Source organism: uncultured Senegalimassilia sp., assembly GCF_934632265.1.
Taxonomy (GTDB): domain Bacteria; phylum Actinomycetota; class Coriobacteriia; order Coriobacteriales; family Eggerthellaceae; genus Senegalimassilia.
This window is the reverse complement of sequence record NZ_CAKTYH010000022.1, coordinates 1-21,814: the sequence shown is the minus strand read 5'-3', so window position 1 is coordinate 21,814 and position 21,814 is coordinate 1. Positions and strand designations below refer to the sequence as shown.

16 protein-coding genes are annotated in these 21,814 nt (G+C 65.7%); 8 read left to right on the top strand and 8 right to left on the bottom strand.

The window, feature by feature from the left end; genetic code table 11:
- The 4 genes from Q0H50_RS03075 to Q0H50_RS03060 all read left to right on the top strand — a co-directional run.
- A partial coding sequence (locus tag Q0H50_RS03075) for a 4Fe-4S binding protein (protein ID WP_294419260.1) occupies nt 1–1,569 on the top strand: 1,569 nt, incomplete at its 5' end.
- 243 nt (nt 1,570–1,812) lie between these two features.
- A complete protein-coding gene (locus Q0H50_RS03070) occupies nt 1,813–4,761 on the top strand; it encodes a PD-(D/E)XK nuclease family protein (protein WP_294419258.1) in 2,949 nt (982 codons plus the stop codon).
- 2 nt (nt 4,762–4,763) lie between these two features.
- On the top strand, nt 4,764–8,495 hold the full coding sequence (locus Q0H50_RS03065; protein WP_294419256.1) for an exodeoxyribonuclease V subunit beta: 3,732 nt from the start codon (nt 4,764–4,766) through the stop codon (nt 8,493–8,495).
- A gap of 19 nt (nt 8,496–8,514) precedes the next feature.
- On the top strand, nt 8,515–8,856 hold the full coding sequence (locus tag Q0H50_RS03060; protein ID WP_294419254.1) for an ArsC family transcriptional regulator: 342 nt from the start codon (nt 8,515–8,517) through the stop codon (nt 8,854–8,856).
- A 125-nt stretch (nt 8,857–8,981) separates the two neighbouring features.
- On the opposite strand, the gene Q0H50_RS03055 is transcribed toward Q0H50_RS03060, so the two are convergent.
- The 3 genes from Q0H50_RS03055 to Q0H50_RS03045 all read right to left on the bottom strand — a co-directional run bounded on the left by Q0H50_RS03055 (nt 8,982) and on the right by Q0H50_RS03045 (nt 10,867).
- A complete protein-coding gene (locus Q0H50_RS03055; protein WP_294419252.1) occupies nt 8,982–9,671 on the bottom strand; it encodes a phosphatase PAP2 family protein in 690 nt (229 codons plus the stop codon).
- A gap of 120 nt (nt 9,672–9,791) precedes the next feature.
- Complete coding sequence (locus Q0H50_RS03050) at nt 9,792–10,307, bottom strand: NUDIX domain-containing protein (RefSeq protein WP_294419250.1); 516 nt, start codon at nt 10,305–10,307, stop codon at nt 9,792–9,794.
- A gap of 248 nt (nt 10,308–10,555) precedes the next feature.
- On the bottom strand, nt 10,556–10,867 hold the full coding sequence (locus tag Q0H50_RS03045) for a heavy metal-binding domain-containing protein (RefSeq protein WP_294419248.1): 312 nt from the start codon (nt 10,865–10,867) through the stop codon (nt 10,556–10,558).
- A gap of 403 nt (nt 10,868–11,270) precedes the next feature.
- Between Q0H50_RS03045 and Q0H50_RS03040 the strand changes: the two genes are divergently transcribed.
- Both Q0H50_RS03040 and Q0H50_RS03035 read left to right on the top strand, forming a co-directional pair.
- Nucleotides 11,271–12,092: a peptidoglycan recognition family protein gene (locus tag Q0H50_RS03040; protein WP_294419245.1), complete on the top strand. Its 822-nt coding sequence runs from the start codon at nt 11,271–11,273 to the stop codon at nt 12,090–12,092.
- A 51-nt stretch (nt 12,093–12,143) separates the two neighbouring features.
- Nucleotides 12,144–13,667: a YARHG domain-containing protein gene (locus Q0H50_RS03035; RefSeq protein ID WP_294419243.1), complete on the top strand. Its 1,524-nt coding sequence runs from the start codon at nt 12,144–12,146 to the stop codon at nt 13,665–13,667.
- A gap of 104 nt (nt 13,668–13,771) precedes the next feature.
- Here the strand turns inward: Q0H50_RS03035 and Q0H50_RS03030 are convergent, their stop codons facing one another.
- Together Q0H50_RS03030 and Q0H50_RS03025 are read right to left on the bottom strand one after the other, a co-directional pair.
- Nucleotides 13,772–14,410: a TatD family nuclease-associated radical SAM protein gene (locus Q0H50_RS03030; protein WP_294419241.1), complete on the bottom strand. Its 639-nt coding sequence runs from the start codon at nt 14,408–14,410 to the stop codon at nt 13,772–13,774.
- Nucleotides 14,411–14,586: 176 nt separating this feature from the next.
- Entirely contained in the window at nt 14,587–15,447 is an 861-nt protein-coding gene (locus Q0H50_RS03025) for a pyridoxamine kinase (RefSeq protein ID WP_294419239.1), read from the bottom strand.
- A gap of 456 nt (nt 15,448–15,903) precedes the next feature.
- Here Q0H50_RS03025 and Q0H50_RS03020 point away from each other — a divergent pair, with 456 nt between their 5' ends.
- Nucleotides 15,904–17,346, top strand: coding sequence for a sodium-dependent transporter (locus Q0H50_RS03020; RefSeq protein WP_294419237.1), 1,443 nt, complete (start codon nt 15,904–15,906; stop codon nt 17,344–17,346).
- A 185-nt stretch (nt 17,347–17,531) separates the two neighbouring features.
- Here Q0H50_RS03020 and Q0H50_RS03015 read toward each other — a convergent pair whose 3' ends face one another.
- Complete coding sequence (locus Q0H50_RS03015; RefSeq protein ID WP_294419235.1) at nt 17,532–18,839, bottom strand: polymer-forming cytoskeletal protein; 1,308 nt, start codon at nt 18,837–18,839, stop codon at nt 17,532–17,534.
- 253 nt (nt 18,840–19,092) lie between these two features.
- Between Q0H50_RS03015 and Q0H50_RS03010 the strand changes: the two genes are divergently transcribed.
- Nucleotides 19,093–20,004 (top strand): LysR family transcriptional regulator, encoded by a 912-nt coding sequence (locus Q0H50_RS03010; protein ID WP_294419234.1) that lies wholly within the window; start codon nt 19,093–19,095, stop codon nt 20,002–20,004.
- Nucleotides 20,005–20,131: 127 nt separating this feature from the next.
- Here the strand turns inward: Q0H50_RS03010 and Q0H50_RS03005 are convergent, their stop codons facing one another.
- Nucleotides 20,132–20,830, bottom strand: coding sequence for a class I SAM-dependent methyltransferase (locus Q0H50_RS03005; protein ID WP_294419232.1), 699 nt, complete (start codon nt 20,828–20,830; stop codon nt 20,132–20,134).
- 180 nt (nt 20,831–21,010) lie between these two features.
- The gene (locus Q0H50_RS03000; protein ID WP_294419227.1) at nt 21,011–21,727 is read right to left on the bottom strand and encodes a 5'-methylthioadenosine/adenosylhomocysteine nucleosidase; all 717 of its coding nucleotides are present in this window, start codon (nt 21,725–21,727) and stop codon (nt 21,011–21,013) included.
- Nucleotides 21,728–21,814: the final 87 nt, after the last annotated feature.

The window sequence follows — 21,814 nt, the reverse complement described above, 5'->3', positions numbered from 1 at the left end:
GGCGACTCCCTGCCGGTCTCCGTGTTCGTCGACCATGCCGACGGCCAGTTCGAGCAGGGCGCTGCCGCTTATGAGAAGCGCGGCGTGTCCGTGTCCGTGGCGAAGTGGGATGCCGAGAAGTGCACCGAGTGCAACAGCTGCTCGTTCGTGTGCCCGCATGCCTGCATCCGCCCGTTCGGCCTGACCGACGAGGAGGCCGCTGCCGGCCCCGAGGCCATGGCCGTGCTGCCCATGAAGGGCAAGCATAAGGAGCTGAAGTACACGCTGGCCATCAGCCCGCTGGACTGCATGGGCTGCGGCGTGTGCGTCAAGGCCTGCCCGGCCGACGCGCTGACCATGGTCGGCGTCGAGGACGAGATGGCTCAGCAGGACGTGTTCGAGTACTGCGTGAACAAGATTGCCGACAAGCCCGAGATCGAGGGCACCACGCTGCGCGACAGCCAGTTCAAGCAGCCCCTGCTCGAGTTCTCCGGCGCCTGCGCCGGCTGCGCCCAGACGGCTTACGCCCGCCTGATCACCCAGCTCTATGGCGACCATATGTACATCTCCAACGCCACCGGCTGCTCCTCGATCTGGGGTGGTCCGGCTGCCACCAGCCCGTACACGGTCAACAAGCAGGGCCACGGCCCCGCATGGTCCAACAGCTTGTTCGAGGACAACGCCGAGCACGGCATGGGCATGAAGCTGGGCTATGAGGCCGTCAACGGCATGCTGGCCGCCGACGCCGCCATCCTGGTGGAGGCAGGCGCCGTCGCCGAGGCCGCTCAGGCTTGGCTCGACGCCCGCGGTGACAAGGCCGCCAGCCGTCAGACCGCCGACGCCCTGATCGCCGTCCTGCCCGAGGTTGCCGCCGGCGACGGCGCCGCAGCCGAGGCCGCGCAGCGCATCCTGGACCACAAGGAGTACCTGGCCAAGAAGTCCGTCTGGATCTTCGGCGGCGACGGCTGGGCCTACGACATCGGCTACGGCGGACTCGACCACGTGCTGGCATCCGGCGAGGATGTGAACATCTTCGTGTTCGACACCGAGGTCTACTCCAACACCGGCGGCCAGGCTTCCAAGGCTTCCAACATCGGCCAGGTGGCCCAGTTCGCCGCCGCCGGCAAGGACGTCAAGAAGAAGTCGCTCGCCGAGATCGCCATGGCGTACGGCTACGTCTATGTGGCTCAGGTGGCCATGGGCGCCAAGCCGGCTCAGACGCTCAAGGCCATCACCGAGGCCGAGGCCTATCACGGCCCGTCCATCATCATCGCGTACTCCCCGTGCGAGATGCACTCCATCAAGGGCGGCATGAGCAACTGCCAGACCGAGATGAAGAAGGCCGTGGACTGCGGTTACTGGAACCTGTTCCGCTTCAACCCGGCAGCTGAAGCCGGCAAGAAGTTCACGCTGGACTGCAAGGAGCCCGCGGGCGGTTACCAGGAGTTCCTCATGAATGAGGCCCGCTACAGCCGCCTGACCCGCGAGTTCCCGGAGCGCGCCGGCGAGCTGTTCGAGCGCAACGAGAAGGCCGCCATCGAGCGCTACGATCACCTGGTGCGCTTGAAGGCAATGTACGACGGCGAGTAGTCTCGCAGGCTGAGCGTGGCGTTGCGGTTTCGCTGGTAGGCGCACCGCTGTGGGACGCTGTGTTTGCGTCAAGGCTTTCGATCGAGCGATAGATCGGTTCTTGGAAGGCCGGTCGTCCGAAAGGGCGGCCGGCCTTCTTGCGTTTCGGGGCGGGTTGAGTTGCGGTGATGGGGGCGGCGAAACTTCGGGTAAGTCCCGTGTATGGGACTGAAGGCCCCTAGGGGGTGCGCTAGAATGTCGGGCATGGATACTTCTATTGCATATGATGTGGTGCTGCTGCCGGATACCGACCGGGCGGTGGCGTATAGGAAACGGGCCGCGGATAGCGGCTGCTCGCTTATGGGCGTGACGGTTGCCGCGTTCGGCGCCTGGGTGCGCGATCTGTGGGAGTTGTACGGCGATGGCCGGGCGTTCGTCTCGCGCCTTGAGCGCGAGGCGTTGCTGCGCGCTGCGTGCGAGCAGGCAGGTGGCGACGGTGCGGGGGCGCTCGGGCTCGATCGCGTGGCGGCTGCTTGCGTGGCCGCCGGCGTCGGCCTGCCCGGATTCGATGCGGCGGTGCGCGATGCCTGGGAGGGCGAGCCGGCGGGTGCCGGTGTGCTTTCGGCTGTGACCAGCGCGGAGCTGCCGGTGCTGCAGTTGATTGGGGGATACCTTGATCGGTTGTCGCATCTGGGGTTGGTGGAGCCGGGACAGGCCCTGGCCCTGCTTCCCGAGCTGCTGCCGCAGCGCCCCCTGCGCGTGCTGTCGGAAGATGCTGCTCCGCTTACCCCTGGTCAAGAGGCGTTTTTCTCTGCGTGCCCGTGGATGGACGTGAAGGTTCGCGCCGCTTCGGGCGGCCAGGGCCCTGTTCGCGCCCCTGAGGGCGTGCGGGTTCGCTTTGCGTTCCCTTCGGGGCAATATGCGTGGCCGGCGCTGCTGGCTGATATCGTGCGCGATACCCTTGGCGCGGGTGCGGATTCGGGGGCGCCGGCGGTTTCGGCCGGGGCATCTGCTTCGACTGGGGCGCCGGCTGCGGCGGCCGTTTCGGCAGCAGGCGATGACGGTGTTCCCGGCGGAGAGGAAGTTTCCGGCGGCGCCGACGGCTGTCGCGATGGGCGGCAGGTCGGTACGCAGGCCGCTGCCGTGGTGGTTGCGGCGAAGGACCCGGCGGCGCTGTTCGGGCGCGTGGCGCCTGCGCTCGTCCGCCAGGGCCATGCGGTGGCGCTGCGCGGGCAGCGCCGCTTCGCGGATACCGCGTTCGGCAGGGCCATCTGCTCGCTTCGCCGTTTCCTTGATGCGGGGCAGGCGAGCGCCGTTTCACATATCGAAGGGTACGGGGATATCGCCGCAACCGATGTGGAGCGGTGGGATCGCGCGGACTTGGCCGATTGGGCGCTATCGCCGTTTTCGGGCATGACGAGGAAGGCGGCGTTCAAGCTTGATGCCGACTTGCGTGCCGATCGCACGGCGCGCCGGTCCGACCTTTGCGCTCGCCTGCGCGGCGACAATTCGATGTACGCGGCGATGGAACGGCTTGCGTTGCACTTGGACGACCAGGCTGCGGGCGAGCTTGAGGCTGCTGTGCGGCGCATGACGAACCGCTCGGAAGCGTGGCGCGCCGAGCAGCTTGCCGCATTGCGCGCTCTGCAGCGCGCCGCCTGCGCCGCCAAGCTGGCCGGGTTGGGGGCCGATGTTGCGTTCGACCAGGTGCAACGCCTGAAAGTCAACGTTTCGCGCATGGTGGCCCCGCGTGGTTGCGACGGCGCGGCCCTAAGCGCGCCCGATGTGCTGGTGACCGATCAGAGCACGGCGGCTTCTTTGGGAAGCGGGTCGTGCAGGGTTCTCGTTGCGGCCGATTTGACGAGTGCCGCCTATCCGGCGGCGGATCCCGAGGACGCCTCCCGGGTGCTGCTCGAGCATCTTGGCGTGGAGCGCGCCGACTCGGCGCTTGCACGTATGCGCCGTGCGTTCTTCGCGCTGGAGCACGCTGCAACCAACCAGCTGATCCTCGAGCGCTGCCTTAACGATGCGTCCGCCGACCCCACGTACCCTTGCGTGGTTCTGGAGGAGTTCGTGGACTGCTATCGAGATGACCCTACGGCCACCGAGGACATCGACAACCCGTATTCGCTTCCCGAGCATCTGCAGAGCGGGATGCTGCTGCGTGGCGAAGATGCCTTGTGCGCCAACGATGCGCTGTCCGATGCGCCGGCGCCTCTGGCGGCTTGCATCGAGCCTCCGTTGACGGGTGCGGTGTCGCCCGAGGTGCGTTCGCTCGTGGTGCTTCCGCGCGTGCTGCAGGGCGGGCAGGTGCTTGACGAGCCGTGCCTTTCGCCTTCCCAGATCGAAAGCTATTTGGAATGCCCGTACAAGTGGTTCGCCCAGCGTCGCTTGCGCTTGGATGACCTGGACGAGGAGTTCGGGCCGCTTGAGATGGGCGACTTCGCGCACAACGCGCTGCACAGCTTCTATAAGCATCTGTCCGAGGACTTGGGCGAGGCGAAGGTCACGCCGCAGCTGCTCCCGCAGGCGCGGGAGCTCATGGCCGACGTGCTTGCGCGCCATAAGGCGCTGCAGCCGCATCTTCGCCAGTCGGAGAACCGCCTGATCCCCACGTCGCAGGTGGAGCATCGGGAGCTTGCCGAGCTTGAGCGCAAGCTGATGGACTACCTGGATTTCGAGGCCGAGCTTCTGCCCACCTTCGCCCCGAAGTATCTGGAGTACGACGTGGCTTGCGGCGGCGCGGTGGATTACGCGGGGCACAAGCTGTTGGGCACGGCCGACCGCATCGATGTGGACGGCGAAGGGCGATGCGCGATCATCGACTACAAGGGCTCGATCTCCGGGTCGTATGCGGTGGGCGTGCGCGAGGAGGGGCGTTTGGGCAAGGTGCAGGCGCTCATCTACGCGCAGGTGGTTCGCCGTACGCTGGGGTTGGAGCCGGTTGGCGCGTTGTACGTGTGCTATGGGCGCCGCAAGATGATCTCGGGCGCTTACGACGGGCGCGTGATCGAGAACGCCCACCTGCCGAACATGCGCCACAAGGATTGCATGTGCGCCGACAGGCCGTTTTCCGACGTGCTCGACGAGACGGAGGAGGCGGTTGCCGCGGCGCTCGAGCGTATGCTGGCCGGCGACATCCGTCCGCGCCCTGAAACGCCCGAGGCATGCAAGTGGTGCCCGGTCTCATCGTGTTCCGAAAGGAGGGGATAGCCATGGCGTTGACCATCGGCCAGGAAAAGTGCGTCAACACGCTTGACAAGCCGTTGGCGGTGAGCGCCGGCGCCGGCAGCGGCAAGACGTTCACGCTGACGCGTCGTATCGTGCATGCGTTGGAAAGCGGGTATTTGACCGACATCGACCAGGTTTTGGCCATCACCTTCACGTCGAAGGCCGCGGGCGAGATCAAATCGCGCGTAAAGGGCGCACTGCGTGCCGGCGGCATGACCGAGCAGGCGCTGAAAACCGACGAGGCGTGGATATCCACCATCCACGGCATGTGCTCGCGCATCCTTCGCGCGCATGCGCTTGAACTGGGGCTGGACCCTGCGTTCAAGGTTGCCGACGAGGCCACGGTGAAAACGCTTCTTGATGCGTCGCTTGAGGAGGTGCTCGGCGGCAGGGACGACCTGGTCACGGTTGCCGAAGGTGTTTCCCCGCAGCGCCTTGATGCGCTGTTCGCGTCGTTCGATGTGCATCCGGCGGGTCCGCGTACGGCGTCGGTGGAGGGGATGGTGCGACAGCTGGTGGAGGCGGCATCGGCGCATCCCGACGGCATGGCGTCGGTGGTGGCACCCCCCGAGGCGCCAAGCCCGATCAAGCTGCTGGCGCAGCTGGCGGATACGGCCGAAACCGCATACGTGCTGGCCGACGGCGTCAAGCCCGGTTCCACGCGCGACAAGTTCCTGGCGGCAACGCAGGAGGCGCTGGAAAGCGCACGCGAGCTGATCGGGCGCGGCTCCGACGGGCTGACGTACCGGCGCGTGCTTTCGGCCATGAACGGCTTTCCTGTTCCCGGCCGTAACTTCGGTAAGAACACGCCGTATGGCGAACAGGCCGCTGAGCTGGCGGAACGGTACTGCGCCATCGCCGCGCAGGCGCGTTGCGGGCTGGTGCAGGAGCAGCTGGCAACGCTGATCGATGTGGCGAAGTCGGTTGCGGACGCGTTCGCGCGCCGCAAGCGCGAGGCGGGGTTGCTGGACAACAACGACCTGCTGTCGTTCGCTTCCCGGGCGTTTCGCGACCATCCCGCCATTCAGGCGGCGTATGCCGATCGCTTCAAGCTGGTGATGGTGGACGAGTTCCAGGACACCGATCAGCTGCGGGTGGACATGATCAAGCGCATGGCCGGGGAGGGCTTTTCGCGCATGTGCACCGTCGGCGACGCGCAGCAGAGCATCTATCGGTTCCGCGGCGCGGATGTGTCGGTGTACCGTCGTCATCTGGAGAATGTGCGCGAGCGCAACCCCGAGGGCATCATCGAGCTGCCCGACAACTTCCGCAGCCACGGGGACGTGCTGGCGTTGTGCGACCGCATCTTCGAGCAGCCGCAGGTGTTCGGCGCGGGGTTCATGTCGCTGGCGCCGGGGCGTGCGGAATCCAAGGTCAAGCGTCCGTTTTTGCCGGACGGGCCTCGCGTGCAGGTGCAGGTGACCGTGGCCCCGTCGCGCGGCGTGTCGTCTGCGGACGCGGCGGCGGTGGCGGCAAGGCGCGTGGCGAAGTCGTTCTCCGAGTTCGCGGCGACCGGGCACAGGCCCGGCGACATGGTGGTGCTGCTGGGCGGCATGAGCCGCGCGAACGTGTACGCCGAGGCCCTGCGGGCCGAAGGGCTGCCGTGCGTGGTGGCCGGCGGCTCCATTTTCAACCGGGCGCCCGAGGTGGCGCTCATGGTTCGCCTGGCGCAGGCCATCGCGAATCCGAAGTGGACCACGGCGCTGTTCGAGGTGCTCTCGAGCGAGCTGTTCGCCCTGTCCGCCGATGATTTGCTGGAGCTGTCCACGGGGATGGACGAGGAGCGCGGCATTCCCCGCAGACGGGCGTTCGACCAGGGTTTTCGCCATATTGAGCGCAAAGTTGCGGCAGGGCGCGCGGTCTCGCCGGCGCTTGCGGCGTGCGCAAGCCTGATGCGCCGCGCCGCCGAGCAGGTGGGAAACGTCGCGCTTGCCGACATCATGCAGGGCATTGTGGCCGATTCCGGGTGGCTTGCGCGCCTTGAGGCGGCCGGTCCCGAGGGGCTGGCGCGTGCGGGGAACGTGTACAAGGCCATCCGCATGGCACGCGATATCGAGGCCGCCGGCGGCGTGGGGCCCGCGGGCGTGGCCGAGGAGCTGGCGCTGCGCGTGGAGCTTGCCAAGGAGGCGCCGGGCGCGCTGTCGGCAGAAGGCGGCGATTTCGTGCGCATCATGACCGTTCACGCCAGCAAGGGCCTTGAGTTCCCCATCGTGGCGGTGGCCGAGCTGCGCGACGATGCGGCGCGGTCGCAGGCGCTGGAGTGCTGCTCGATCGAGGGGCGCACCTACGTGTCGCTCGATGGCGGCCACGTGCTCGAGCGCTTGAAGGAGAAGACTTCGTCGCTGGTTGCGAAGAGCGGGTCGTATCAGCCGTTTTGCGAGTTCGACGACGAAGAGCTTGCCGCCATGGTTTCGCGCAGCCAGCTGCCTGCCGACAGGCGCGCTGCCATCAAGCTGCACGAGGAGCGCGGCGAAGCGGCCGAGTCGCGGCGCTTGCTCTACGTTGCGCTCACGCGCGCGAAGGAGGCCCTTGTGGTGTCCATGCGCGGCAAGTCGTCGAAGGTGGATGCCACCGGCTTGTCGAAGAGCTGCTGGGGCGACGTGCAATCGGCGCTGGTGGGCGAGGGCTGCGTGTTCGAGCCGGGCGTGAGCATGTTCGACTTCGGCGGGCAGCGTCCGGCGCGCGTGGAGTGCGTGCGCTTGACGCCGGCGGTTGTCGAAGAGATGCTGGGAGACGCGGACGGCGTTGCGGGCGATGCTGCGGATGATGCGGCGTTGCGGGTTGATGGCGGTCCGAGCGTTGATGAGGCTGCTGCGGGCGGTTCGCTCGATGGCGTTGCGACCGATGGTGGGTCGGGCGTTGGCGGACAGGGCGTCGGCGAGGCAGCGGTCGGCGGTTCCCCTGCCGTCGGCAAGCCGGGCGTGATCGCCCTTCCCGTGGTGGGACCGTACGAGCCTGAGCGGGGCAGGCCTTATGCGGGTGCGCGAGCGGGCATGTTCAGCTATTCGTCCATTGCCGAGGATGCCGATGGGTTGGTCGATTTCTCCGTGGAAGATGCGGCCGACGATGCCGCCAGCGCCGCTTTGGGCGTGCGCGACGCCGATGCGGCGACAAGCTTGGGAACGGCGTTTCACCGTTTGGCGCAGCTTGCGGCGCTGGCCTGGCAACCGGGTTGCGCCCTTGAGCGCCCGGATGCCGCGCGTCAGCAGGCGTTGGAGCGTTCGTGCGGGCTTTCCGCCGATCAGCGCGGTCGCTTGGATGCGGCGCTCGGGCGGTGGTTCGCCAGCGATATAGTGGCGCGCGTGGGCGCGTGCGAGAGCGTGGTCCCCGAGGCGCCGTTCCTTGTCCGCGTGGGCGGCCCTTGCGATGCGGCCTACCTTGAGGGAGAGATCGACCTGTTGGCGTGCGTTGCCCCTGCCGGCACGCGCGAACAGCCGGCGGGCAGTGCGCTGGTGGTGGATTACAAGACCGGCGGCTTGCCTAGTGAAACCGCCGAGCAGCTGCACGAGAAGCACCTGCTGCAGGCCACGTGCTATGCGTATGCGGTGCTGTTGGAAGGATATGCGCAGGTGGAGTGCGTGTTCGTGCGCGTTGAGCAGGACCGCGCCGATGCGCCGGGACAGCCGCAGACGGTGTCGTATCGTTTTGATGCGGCCGATGCCGACGAGATGGGCCGCGCCCTTGCGCGGGCGTATCATGGGCACGGTCAGCTGTAGGATTTGAAGGGACGTTTGCGTGAACATCCAGATTTTCGGCACGAAGAAAAGCTTCGATACGAAGAAGGCCCAGCGCTACTTCAAGGAGCGCCGCATCAGCTTCCAGTTCATCGACCTGAAGGAAAAGGGCATGAGCAAAGGCGAGCTGCAGTCGGTGGCTAATGCCGTCGGCGGTCTTGACAAGCTGATCAACCCCGATGCCAAGGACGCCGATACCGTGGCTTTGCTGCAGTATCTGGCGGCTGATCAGAAGTTTGAGAAGGTGCTCGACAATCAGCAGGTGCTGTTCGAGCCGGTGGTCCGCAACGGCAAGAAGGCCACAGTCGGCTATCAGCCCGACGTGTGGAAGGGCTGGGAGTAGGCTCTTGATGCCCGTGCATGCTGATGCCGGGAATTCATCGACCGTCGGTATGCAGAAGGGGCTTGGTTGCCATCGTCGGCAACCAAGCCCCTTCGCTATGTGCATGGGTTTGTTCAGGTTTGCGGTTAGCGCCTTGCGTGCTTTCCGCGTGAGGCTTTGCTGCAGCCGGCGAACGCTACCGCGTGGTATGCGGCCACCAGGGCGGCGCCGAGCAGGATGCCGCCGAGGATGTCGGTGGCCCAGTGCACGCCGGCCATGGCGCGCGCGGCGACGATGCCCACCATGCCTGCAGCGCAGATGGTCAGGGCTGCAGTGCGCAGGCCTCCTTCGCGGATGCGTTGCACGGCTTGGATCATAGCCGTACCGCACATGGTGACGGCCAGCAGCGTATGCGACGAGGGGAACGACGGCTCGCAAACGTCGTCCTCCAGGATGGGACGGTTGTTGGGCGAGATGCAATTGAACAGCACGTATAGCACCAGCATGGCGCCGTAGGTTCCCAGCAGCAGCCAAAGGTCGCGGTCGACCCCGCCTCGGCTGCGGGAACGGATCAGCTGCTTGCAGCCGACTATGGCGAGCATGAGTGCGCCGACGGCGGGCACGATGAGCAGCGCGTTGGACAGCTTTTCCATGAGGTCGCTTTGCCCGAGGATGGCGCGCGCGTCAAGGTTGAAGGTGGCAAGGCCAACCAAGCTGCCGTCGCCGGCAATGGGCTGGCGGTCTACGAACACGAGCGAAACCGTGAGCGCGGCGAACAGCGCAAGGAACACGCCAGCGGCAATGGCGGAGGCGTGCGCGGTAGTGCGGTTGTGCATGAAAACTCCCATCTGACCTTCGAATGTAAAGAGAAGGTAAGGAGATGGTAAAGCCCAGCGCATCCGGCATGGGGATGACCGCTTGATTTCGAGGAATTCTGCAGAAAGAGAAACGCTTGGCTAGGCGAGGTTGCTGGCGAACAGGCAGGCGGGGTTGCCTTGAGCGGCGTTTTGCTTGAAGCGTTGCACCAGCTCAAGGCGCGATTGCGTGGATGTCGCCAGCGGTTGGGGAAGGGCGTTGGGGGCAAACCAGCCCACTTCCAGGCTCTCGTCGTCGGCGACGTGGGGCTGCGCATTGCCGCCTTCGCGGGGCCGGCAGAGAAACAGCAGGTCCATGTACTGGCATTGATCGCCGTTCGCGTAGGTGACCATATATGGCGACGACTTCACGCTGACCAGGCATACGGGCTCGATGTCGACGCCCGTTTCCTCGAGGGCCTCCCGCACGCAGGTATCGGCCGGCTCTTCAGCGGGTTCCACGATGCCATAGATGAGCGCCCACTGCCCGGTATCGGCACGCTTGCCCAGCAGGATGCGGCCCTGGGCGTCCTCCACGTAGGCGGTGATGCCGGTGAGCCACAGCGGGTCGTTGCCGATCTTAGCGCGCAGGTTGGTGATGAATTCGGGCGTTGACATGGGGATTCCTTCCAGATGCCGCGCTGCCCGCCGGTTGGGCGGGCAGCGCAGGATGAAGCGGGGTTGGCGGGGCGTCGCGTGCGAACTCCCGTTAGGGTGCGGGCGGTGCGTTGCGAACGAACCCCGATAAGGTGCGGGCGAGGCGTCGCATGCGGGCTCTCGCCAGGTTATGGGCGGCGCGTTGCGTGCAGAGCCTCGCTAGGGTGTGGGCGGTGCGGCGCGTGCGGAGCCTCGCTGGGGTGTTGCGGCTACACGAACTTCACGGCGGTGCCGTAGGCCAGCATCTCGATGGTGCCGGGGTTGATGGAGCCGCTGGAGAAGCGCATGGCCACCACGGCATCGGCGCCGAGGCGCTCGGCTTCGGCGATCATGCGGCCCTCCGCTATGGTGCGCGCCTGGTCGGTCATCTCGGTGTACGACTTGATCTCGCCGCCCACCAGCTCCTTCATGCCTGCCATCATGTCGCGGCCGATATGGCGCGAGGTGACGATGTTGCCGCGTACCAGTCCGAGGATCTGGACGTTTTGGCCGGGTACCACGTCTGCGGAGGTGACGATCATAGGTGAGCTCCTTTGCGCTTGGGGCGGATGCGGCGCCGCGCGTGCGCGGCGTGCCGCGTTGCTGGATATATTGTACCGCAGCCCTGTGGTCACGCTGTGGCCTCGCACCTGGCGGCGGGGCCGGGTTGCGTTTGCGACGTTTGCCGCCTATGCGCGCATTTAGCCAGATAGGGGCCTTGTCGGGGCATCGTGGCGAGCGTATCTTGAACCAAAATGAAAAGTTACAGCTTGGCAACCTTGCAATCGGGTCTGAGCGCTGCAGCTGCGTTTCGGTGGGGAAGCGGGTCGCGTGGGGATCGACTGCGGTGTGCGAGGTTGCTGTAGGTGAATTTGATCGCATTGCGCGGGTTCGGATCGTACAGGGGAAGCGGACGCCGCTCGCGCCAAGGCAGGGAGGGAAGCTATGACGAGGGGAAACGTCATCGCGTGCAAGATGTGCGTTGCGGTACTTGCGTGCGCGCTGGCGGCTGCTGCGTGCGGCTGCGCTTCGGGGCAGGAAGCGGGTCAGGCGCCCGCCGTGCAGGAGCAGGAGCGGTTCGAGAATGCGGCCGACGTGCCGCGCGACGGTTCGGCCGAGGAGCAGGAGGCGTCCCAGCCTTCCGAGGGGGAAGCTGCGCAGCAGAAGCAAACGCAAAGCGCCGAAGAGCTGCGCGCGAAGCTTTCCATCGTCGATTTGTCGCAGGAGCAGTTCGTGCATGGGCAAAAGCCGGCGGAATGCCAGAAGTACATCGTGCTCCATGACACCGAAGGCGACAACGACGCCGCATCGGTGGTGAGCTACTGGGCGGGCAACGGCAATCTGGTTGCTGCTCACTTCATCGTGAACAAGGACGGAACGGTGGCGCAATGCGCGCCGCTCGACGCCATCGTCCACCACGCGGGATTCGGCGACACGGGGCATAACGCGCAGTTCGGCGTGGAGGACGAATCGCGCGACGACAAGCTGGGCACCGTTCCCATCGGCTCGGCTATGGCCGATTACGGCATGAACTCGTATTCGGTGGGCATCGAGATGGTGCATGTGGGCGGTTCCGGCGATTATCCGCAGGCCCAGCTTGAGGCTCTTGATGACCTGATTGCCTACATCGACGCCTATTACGGGTTCGAAAGCGCTATCATCGACCATAAAGCCTGGCGAACGGGGAATTCGGATACGTCCGAGGAATTCGCCGGCTATTTGAGGAACTATCAGGAAGCACGCACGCACGACGGTACGGCGCGCTAGCTTTCGGCGACAACGTCAAGCGGCGCTTAACTGAAAGGGAAGGGATCTGACATGTTCTGCCCCCATTGCGGAGCCTCGGTCAAAGACGGTGACGCGTTCTGCTCATCGTGCGGCAAGGCTTTAAGCTCGGCGTCCGGCGCCAACGCGTCCGCTTCGGGCGCTGCTGCGACCGGTAACGCTTCTTCGAAGAAATCCATCGGCGATATCCCGACCATTTGGGTGGTCGTGGCCATCGTCGCCATAGCTGCGGCGTTGTATTTCCTGTGGCCTAGTGGCGACGACTCCTCGAATGCCGACTCGAACGACGTTCAGACGCCGACGACGACGGTGCAGCAGCCTGCGGCATCAAGCCAGCCCGCAGCCACGTCCTCGGAGCCGAAAAGCCCGCTGACGCTGTTCGTGTCGCAGGTGGACAATTCCGCATATCCGCAGGTCACCCTGTATACGAAGATCGCCGATCAGGCGGGTTCCACGCCGAGCGGCCTTGATGCGTCGCAGTTCACCGTCACGGAAACCGATTCTTCCGGTTCGCAGTATCCGGCAACGGTCGAGCAGGTGGTCCCGCTTGCCGTGGGCGATGCCATGAACATCAACCTGGTGGTCGACCAGAGTGGCTCCATGAGGGCGCGCAGCAAGATGGACAGCGCCAAGAAGGCGGCAAGCTCGTTCGTCGATGAGATGGTGAAAACCCAGGGCAACGCGGCCGAAATCACCTCGTTCAACGATTACGTGTACAACCGTCAGCCGTTCACCTCGAGCGCGGCGCTGCTCAACAGCGCCATCGATGCGGTTTCGCCCACCGGCGAGACGGCGCTCTATGATGCGCTGTACTGGGCGCTGCAACGCACGAACCTGAAATCGGGGTCGCGCGTGGTCATCGCGTTCACCGATGGCGAGGAGAACAGCAGCCACTACAGCTTGAACGACGTCATCACGCTGTCCCAGCAAACGGGCATCCCCGTCTACATCGTGGGCGTGGGCGGCGATGTGAACCGCAGCTCGCTGCAGTCGCTGGCGTCGAGCTGCAACGGCACGTACTACGATGCGGCGTCGGACGACCTGGCGCAGGCGCTTCGCCAGATCTACCAGTCCATCTACGACGATCAGCGCTCCATGTGCCGCGTGGTGTTCACCTCCACGTGCCCCGGCAGCACCTCCGCCACGCGCACCGTCCTGCTGAGCTGCTCGGACTCGGGTCCGTTCGCGGGGCAGATCTCGCATACGTATGTGCCCGTGACCAGCATCTCCTCCTATGACACCAGCGTGAGCTCGCAGGATTACGTGCTGCCCAGCAGCGCTTCGAAGTACTACTCGCGCTCCGAGCTGGAGAAGATGTCGCTGTGGGAGCTCTATCTTGCGCGCAACGAGATATTTGCCCGCCACGGCCGCGGCTTCAAGAACCAGGACTTGACCGATTACTTCGCCACGAAGCGCTGGTACACGCAAACGTACACGCCCGAGGAGTTCGACGCCATCTCCTCCTCGCAGCTCAACGACTACGAGCTGAAGAACGTGCAGACCATGTACGAGATCGAGCAAAGCCGCAACTCCCCGTATCTGGAGACGGCGAAGTAGGCTGGCGCGAAATCGCCCGAGACGAGCAAGGCCCGCGGTTTGCGCCGCGGGCCTTCTTGCTGTTCGGGTTGTTGTCTGAACCGTTGCTTGGAGCGTGCCGGGTCCTACGAGTTCACCCAGGCGCGGATGCGGTAGCGCACGCCCAGCTCGTCGCAGATGCGCTGGCAGGCGGCCTCGTCCTCGTGGCTGATGGTGGTTTCGACCGTGGTCATCACAACGTTGGGCACGTATTTGCGCACCTCGCGCGCGAAGTCGAGCATGCCCGGGAACGCCGCGTCGCCGAAGCGGCTGCGCACGATGGCGGCGTACTCGTCGGCGTTGGGTGTGTTCAGGCTGATGGAGACCGTGTCCACGATGCCCTCGAACTCCGGCGCGATGTCGCGGCCGCAGATCAGGCTGCCCTGGCCGTTGGTGTTCACGCGCACGGGCAGGTTGTAGCGGCGCTTTACCTCGGCGGCCACGCGCTTGAGCATGTCGAAGGCGCAGGTGGGCTCGCCGTAGCCGCAGAATACCACCTCTTCGTAGCGGCTCATGTCCTGTTCGTCGAACGCGGCCATGACCTCTTCGAAGGAGGGTTCGTGGTCGAGCCACAGGTTGTTCTCGCCGCCTTCGCCGTCCTGGCCCACGCCGTCGGCGGTTTGGCGGATGCAGAAGGTGCAGGCGCAGCTGCAGCGGTTCGTCAGGTTGACGTAGAGCCCGTTGTGCACGGGATAGACGATGGTCTCGGCTTTCGATTTCGCCATGATGAGCTTCTTTCGCTTGGGGTGGGGGCGAAGAGCGTGCTTCGCCTTCCCGTTTTCATTCAGGGTACGCCTAATGGTGCGCCTGCTGCAAGGTGCGGGTTTGCGCCCGCGGCCGGTGCGCGGTGCGCGATGCTAGCGCAGGTTGCGCATTCGCGGCCGCCGCACGGCGTGTAGTGCTAGCGCAGGTTGCGCAGCTCCTCCTCGATGGGCAGGCCATCGGTGCGCGGCAGGTCCATCTCGATGGCGCGCTCGACGCAGGTGCACACGAAATGCGATGCCTTCTCCACCGACAGGTCCAGCGGCACGCTGTTGACCGCGTCGGCGATGAGGATGGCGGAGAACACGTCGCCGGTTCCCGAGCGCTGCCCGCCCAGGCGCGCGGTCTGGATGGTGAAGGGTGTGCGGCCCCGTTCGTAGCACACGTTTGCCACGCGGTCTTGGAACTCCACGCCGGTGACCACTACGCGCGCAGGGCCGGTTTGCGATAGCTGCTGGGCGATTTCCGCGGCATCTTCGCAGGTCATGTCCTTGCTGAAGGGCACACCTGCCAGGATGCACGCTTCGGTGAGGTTCGGGGTGATGATGTCTGCCTTCGCCGTGAGCTCGGCCATGCGCTCGCACATCACGGGCGTGTAGGTGCCGTAGGGGTGGCCTTCGTCGCCCATGACGGGGTCGACCATCACGATGCAATCAGGGCTGCCGAACTCGTCGATGAACTCGCTGACCACCGCGATCTGCTCCGCCGATCCCAGGAAGCCCGTGCAGATGCCGCGGAACTTCAGGCCGAGCTTGCGCCACTCGCGGATGTGCTCGCGCATGTAGGGCGTGAAATCCTGGAAGCTGTAGCTGGGGAAGCCCGTGTGGTTGGACAGCACCGAGGTGGGCAGCACGCAGCATTGCACGCCAAGCTGGGAGATGACGGGAAGCTGCACCGCCACCGAGCATCGGCCGAAGCCGGTGAAGTCGTTGATGAGCGCGATCTTCTTCTGGTTGTTGTGGTTGGGCAGGGCGGTGTCGGCGGGTTCGGTAGTGCTCACGGGGCGTCTTTCCTTGGGATGTTATGCAACGCGCACATTATAAGGGAGCTGTGGGCGGGGTGGCCTCGTGCGGCGAAGAATGCCCGCGGATTCCGTTTTCGCGAGTGTGGGGAGAACGTCTGGACACCCTGTCTCTCCGTTTTCTGCTTGCCCGGCGCCGAGTTCTGGGCGGTTTGGAAGGCGACGGTGACGGGATTTGCGTACCAGGGGACGAGTACTGGGTGGTTTTCGGGCCTTTTCGCGGTGGTGGGGCAGGGCAAACCGCCCAGAACTCCGGAACCATGGCAAAAACAGGGGCGTTTTTCTGCAAAACCACCCAGAAGAGGGTGGGCGGCGGCGGGCGGCGGTAGTGGTACCATATGGCGTTGCGCCTGCGCACGTGGGTGCGATGTTTCAGCTTGTTATGAGGCGGTTGCCCGAGGCGGCCGTTCTTTTGCGTTGGGAAAGGGAATGGATATGGCGGAAAACACACCCCAGGCGCCCGCATCGGCGTCGGGCAAGGAGGCGCCGGCTTCGCGCGAGCACTTCGCGTCGCGGCTGGGCTTTATCCTGATCAGCGCCGGATGCGCGATCGGATTGGGCAACGTATGGCGCTTCCCCTACATCACCGGCGAGTACGGCGGAGCGGCGTTCGTGCTGCTGTACCTGGTGTTTCTGGTGATCTTGGGCATGCCCGTCATGGTTATGGAGTTCGCCGTGGGACGCGCCTCGCAGCGTTCGGCCGCGCAGGCCTTCGACAAGCTGCAGCCGAGCGGGAAGTGGCATTGGTTCTCGTGGTGGGGCTATATCGGCTGCATGATCTTGATGATGTTCTACACCACCGTGTGCGGATGGATGATCTCGTACGTGCCGCAGATGGCGTCGGGCATGTTCAACGGTGCCGATGCGGCTTTCGCGGGGGCTGCCTTCAGCGGCATGCTGGAGAATCCCGCATGGCTGATCGGGTGGATGGTCGTGGCCGTGGTCATCGGCTTTCTGGTGTGCAGCTTGGGCCTGCAAAAGGGCGTCGAGCGCGTCACGAAGGTCATGATGGCAACGCTGTTCGTGGTGATGATCGCGCTGTGCATCCGTGCCGTCACGTTGCCCGGTGCCGCCGAGGGCATCGCGTTTTACCTGGTGCCCGACTTCGGGCGCCTGTTCGCCGACGGGTGGTCGACGTTCGGAGATGCGGTGTACGCGGCCATGGGCCAGGCGTTTTTCAGCTTGTCGCTCGGCATCGCGGCCATGGAGATCTTCGGCTCGCGCATCGGGCGGCAGCGCAGCCTTACCGGCGAGGCCGTGTCCGTCACCGCGCTGAACACCGTGGTGGCCATCCTGGCGGGCCTCATCATCTTCCCGGCGTGCTTCGCTTATGGCGTTTCGCCTGATCAGGGGCCGTCGTTGGTGTTCGTGACGCTGCCGGTGGTGTTCGGGCAGATGCCGCTGGGCAACGTGTGGGGCTGCCTGTTCTTCGTGTTCATGGCGTTCGCGTCGCTGTCCACCGTCATCGCCGTGTTCGAGAACCTGATCAGCTGGTCCATGGACAAATGGGGCATGATGCGCAGTCGCGCCGTGATCTTCAACGGCATTCTGGTGCTGGTGCTGTCCCTGCCGTGCGCGCTGGGCTTCAACGTGCTGTCGGGCGTCACCATCCCGGCCATCGGCGACATCCAGTCCATCGAGGACTTCATCGTGTCGAACAACATGCTGCCGCTGGGCAGCCTGGCGTTCGTGCTGTTCTGCACCACGCGCCGCGGCTGGGGTTGGGAGAACTTCCTGGCCGAGGCCGACCAGGGCGAGGGCGTGAAGTTCCCGCGCTGGACGCGCCTGTGGTTGAAGTACGGCATCCCGGCGCTGATCGTGGTGATCTTCGTGCTGGGGTATGCGCCGAAAGTTGCCATCTGGCTGGGGCTTGCCTAGGGCTTGCGTTTGCTGAAGGCGTTTGGTCGGGAGCGTGATCGGGCGCGCGGTTGTCGTGCCAGCGGTGAAGCCGGGGTTTCGGCTGGACCTGCATCCGGGTTGATTGCAAGAATCGGCTGATTGCGACGAAGGGGCTCGACGCGTGGAATCGCGTCGAGCCCCTTTTGCGTGGTGCGCAGGTTGGGTTATGCCGTGGGCGCCTGCGGCGGGTTGCCGGAGCCGTCGTGCGGAGCGTTGGGCGCCGCTGCGGCCGCCACGGGGTTGCCCGTCTGCGGCGTCGGCGCGCCCTCGTTGCGGTTAGTCAGCCCCAGGAACGTGTTCTGGATGAGGTAGCCTAGGGCGAACATGAAGCAGGCGGCGGCCAGCGGCTTGCCGATGTAGGGCAGCGCGCATGCCGCGCCTAGGATGGCGCCCATGGCAAGCGCCGCAGGGAAGCGTCCCAGGTTCTTGAAGACCAGCTTGCCCAGCGCCGCGGCGGTGAAGCCGCCCGAGACGATAGTGAGTGCGATCAGGGCAAACGTTGCGGCGCCGGCGATGGGCAGCGTGATGACCAGGCAGCACAGGATGATCACCGCCACGGGCGCTGCGATGGCGCCGATGATACCGGAGGCGACCAGGTAGCCGGTGCGCGTTTTCGCCAGCTTGGCGGCGTTTGCGGTGTGCTTGCGCGCCAGCCATTCGGCTGCCGCCGCGGTCACCAGGCACGCGAGGGCGCCATAGGCCACCCCCAGCAGGGTGCTGACCCCATTGAATGCGGGTTCGGCTTTGTCGTCTTCCGTGTTGATGGAAAGCTCCAGCGCGCCGTGCTGTGCGCCGGAGGCTATCTCGGGCTGATCGCCGGCAGAGCCTCGCACGGCGCCTTCGATGCGTGCGTTCGGGCCAAGCTGCACGGAATCGGCGTTGACCACGACGTCGCCGTGGACGGTTCCGTCGATGGTGGCGTGCTCGGCGCAGATGTAGAGCGCGTCGCATTCGCCGGAGAAGCTTGCATCGCCGGCGGCGATGGCCACTGTCTGCGCCGTGGTGTCGCTCACTGTGGCGTTTTTAGCGGCAAGCGTGATGCTGTGGGCGACGTCGGCGCCCCTGATGGCGATGTCCTCTGCCGCCGCGCGGATGCTGCCCGACACGCTGCACGAGCTTACGGCGATGGACTGGCCTGCGGCAAGGATGTCGTTGGGCGCGGTCGTCTTCGCGAACAGCTTGCTTTGGCCGAACCAGACGATGTCGTCTCCCAGCAGGCCGCTCGTATCGTCGGCAATCTCGTCGGTTGACCAGGCGTGGCCGTCGTCTGCGTGATGTGATTCGTCCGCTGCGAACGCCGGCATCGCCGGGGCGATGGCGAGCGTGCCGGCGGTTGCAACGGCCACGGCGGCGCATGCGAGCACGCCCGGCGCGTTCGCGCCGGTTTTCCGGGTGTTGCGAGCCCATGCGGCAATGCCCGCGCCTACGATCGCGACGAGCGCGAGCGCCGTGAGAAGCGTTATAGCGGTCATGGTATCCTCCTCTGTTTGCGTTTGCGCAACGCAACGGCGGTCCCGGCGCCGCATGAAAGCCCCTTCGCGCAGCGGCTTTCCCCTTTCCGCCAGTATACTTGCTCGCGCGTGCCGGCGGGTAAAGAGAGGGTAACCGAAATGACGAATCCGAGTTGCAGCGTATCTTCTCCCTCCTATGGGCGTTTGCGGGTCGGCCCGGTGCGTGACGTATACTTTGCTTTCGAAGGTTTCTCTTTTCGCCGGAAGGGTTGGCATGAAGATCACGCTGCAGCAGATGCGCTATATGTTGAAGATCGCCGAGACGGGGTCGATGGTGGCGGCGTCGCGCGTGCTATCGGTTTCGCAGCCCAGCCTGTCCGAGGCGGTGTCGGTCGTGGAGCGCGAACTGGGATTTTCCCTGTTCACGCGCGGGAACACCGGCGCCACGCCTACGAAGGAGGGCATGGAGTTCCTGGGCCGGGCGCGGCAGGTGGTGCTGCAGATGGACAATCTCGAGCGTCGCTACGGCGGCAATCAGCCCGAGGGCATGCGCTTCGCGGTGTCCTCGCATCACTTCACGTTCGTGGAGCGGGCGTTTCTGGACGTTGCCCAGCAGGTGGGCTCGGGCAGGTTCGACCTGGTGCTCAACGAGACGCAAACGCAGCAGATCATCGACGACGTGGCGCGATGCGACAGCGACCTGGGCGTGATGTACCTGTCGCGCGCCAACGAGGGCGCGGTGGGGCGCGTGCTCGATCGCAACAAGCTTGAGTTCTACGAGCTATTCGAGGCGGTGCCGCACGTGTTTCTGCGCATTGGGCATCCGCTTGCGGGGCGGGAGAGCGTTTCGCTTGACGACCTGTACCCGTATCCGCAGCTGTCGTTCGTGCAGGGGGCCTATGAGTCGTCGGCGTTTTCCGAGGAGCCGCTGTGGGCGCCCTCGGCGAAGACGGTGAAGGTGAGCGACCGCGGCTTCGCCACCAGCTTCATGCTGCATTCCGACGCCTATACCGTGACCAGCGGCGTGTACCCGGAGTTTCTGCAGCGCGGCGCCATCACGGCGGTGCCTATCCGCTCGGGCGAGCGCATGCATATCGGCTACGTGATGCCGCGCGGGCTGACGCTCGATCCGCTGGGAGAAGCGTTCGTGGCCGCTATGAAGCTGTACGCGAAAGTGGAGGGTTAAGCAGCCTGCGGGCGAAGCGTCGGGCACGATAGGGCGTGAACAGGGGACGGAGGTGTGTTCAGAATCGACCTTTCATTCCCAAAGGTTAACCCTGAACACACCTCCGTCCCCTGTTCACGTTCGCGTTCTATAGCTTCATGCTGGCGGGGACTATGCAGTCGTAGCGCACGGCCTTGCCGTCGATGGAGTAGCTGGGCTTGATGCCGGCCAGGTACGGGCCTTTCGCCGGGCGCTTGATGACCACCTTGCGCGGGCAGCAGGCGATGGCGGCCCGCAGCAGCCCTTCCTCGTCGGTGCAGGGCGCCTCCAGGTGGTGCAGCAGCTGGAACTTCTTCTTGACGGCCGCGCTTTTCTGCCGGGCGGGGAACATCGGGTCAAGGTAGACCACGTCGGGTTTTGCCACATCCATGGACGCGCGTGCGGCAAGTGCCTGCACGCTGTCGCCGCTGGTCAGGCGCATGCGCGCCACGATGGGCGCAAGCTGCGGGTCGGCGGCGGCGCGCGCCAGGCCGTCGGCAAGCAGCGCGGCGATGACGGGATCGTATTCGAAGAGCTGCACGTGGAAGCCGGCCGCGGCCAGCAGCAGCGCATCCTCCCCGAACCCGGCGGTGGCATCGATGGCACGGGGCTGATCGACGCCCTTGACGCGCGCGGCGCGGACGAGCAGCTCGTGGGAGAGCCTGCCGGGCTTGATGCGCGGCAGCATGCCCGCAAGGTCGCAGCGCAGCTCCATGCCTTCGCCCACCAGCGCCAGGCCGCGATCGTCGCGCACCAGGCTGATGGCGGGGTCGTCGATGGTGGGAAGCATGTTGTCGTCGAAGGTCATGGGGAAGCGTCCGATCGTTGAATAGCGGGAGTGGGGCAGCGGGCGGGCCTGTGCTGGGCTGCCCGCTGCGAGCCTGGGTTTGAGCCGGGTTCGCGGGGTGCCAAAGTGCCGCGCGGGCGGTTGCGCGAAGCGTTCGTGTGGCGCGGTAAAGCTGGCACCGCGCGGCTGGCTCCGAGCTTGCTAGCCTTGTCGCTCGAGCATGGCGATGACGAGCGCGGCGCTGTTGCGGGCGGCCTGCGCCTCGAACGTGGGGTAGTCCATGGACGAGGAGCCGTCGGCCTTGTCGGAGATGGCGCGCACGATGGCGCACGGCACGCCGTTGGCCCATGCCACCTGCGCGATGGCTGCGCCTTCCATCTCGCAGCACTTCGCGCCGAAAGTCTCGACGATGCGCTGCTTCTCGAAGGTGGCGCACACGAAGCGGTCGCCCGAGGCTACGCGGCCAGTGTGCGTGGTGGCGCCGATCGCCGAAGCCGCGGCGATGGCCGATTTCGACAGCGCTGGGCTGCAGGGGAACGCGAGCGTGTCCAAACCCGGCGTCTGACCTGCGGCGTAGCCCAGGTTGCGCACGTCCATGATGTGGTTGACCGCATCGTCGGCCACCACGATGTCGCCGATGTTGATGGACGCGTCCAGCGAGCCGGCGATGCCGGTGTTGAGCAGCGCGCTCACGCCGAAGCGGTCGATGAGCACCTGCGCGCACGTGGCGGCGTTCGCCATGCCAACGCCGCACTGCACCACGATGACGGTGGCGTTGCCGATGGTGCCCACGTTGAATTCCATGCCGGCGATGCGCGTGATCTTCACCGCGCCGGCCTTCGCCATCTCCTCGCGCAACAGCGCGATTTCCACGTCCATGGCGCCGATGATGCCCATGGTGTTGAAGCTCGTAGTCATAAGCTGCTTTCTGATCGGGAAAGGGTGCACGCCGGGACGAAGCTGAGGGCGCACACGTGCGGAACGGAGGGGGTGAACAGGGGACGG

Bases quoted from the DNA above. Each gene is read 5' to 3' on its own strand.
- Q0H50_RS03070 (WP_294419258.1), top strand. From the start codon at position 1,813: ATGGATACTTCTATTGCATATGATGTGGTGCTGCTGCCGGATACCGAC.
- Q0H50_RS03065 (WP_294419256.1), top strand. From the start codon at position 4,764: ATGGCGTTGACCATCGGCCAGGAAAAGTGCGTCAACACGCTTGACAAG.
- Q0H50_RS03055 (WP_294419252.1), bottom strand. From the start codon at position 9,671: ATGCACAACCGCACTACCGCGCACGCCTCCGCCATTGCCGCTGGCGTG.
- Q0H50_RS03050 (WP_294419250.1), bottom strand. From the start codon at position 10,307: ATGTCAACGCCCGAATTCATCACCAACCTGCGCGCTAAGATCGGCAAC.
- Q0H50_RS03045 (WP_294419248.1), bottom strand. From the start codon at position 10,867: ATGATCGTCACCTCCGCAGACGTGGTACCCGGCCAAAACGTCCAGATC.
- Q0H50_RS03040 (WP_294419245.1), top strand. From the start codon at position 11,271: ATGACGAGGGGAAACGTCATCGCGTGCAAGATGTGCGTTGCGGTACTT.
- Q0H50_RS03035 (WP_294419243.1), top strand. From the start codon at position 12,144: ATGTTCTGCCCCCATTGCGGAGCCTCGGTCAAAGACGGTGACGCGTTC.
- Q0H50_RS03030 (WP_294419241.1), bottom strand. From the start codon at position 14,410: ATGGCGAAATCGAAAGCCGAGACCATCGTCTATCCCGTGCACAACGGG.
- Q0H50_RS03020 (WP_294419237.1), top strand. From the start codon at position 15,904: ATGGCGGAAAACACACCCCAGGCGCCCGCATCGGCGTCGGGCAAGGAG.
- Q0H50_RS03015 (WP_294419235.1), bottom strand. From the start codon at position 18,839: ATGACCGCTATAACGCTTCTCACGGCGCTCGCGCTCGTCGCGATCGTA.
- Q0H50_RS03010 (WP_294419234.1), top strand. From the start codon at position 19,093: ATGAAGATCACGCTGCAGCAGATGCGCTATATGTTGAAGATCGCCGAG.
- Q0H50_RS03005 (WP_294419232.1), bottom strand. From the start codon at position 20,830: ATGACCTTCGACGACAACATGCTTCCCACCATCGACGACCCCGCCATC.
- Q0H50_RS03000 (WP_294419227.1), bottom strand. From the start codon at position 21,727: ATGACTACGAGCTTCAACACCATGGGCATCATCGGCGCCATGGACGTG.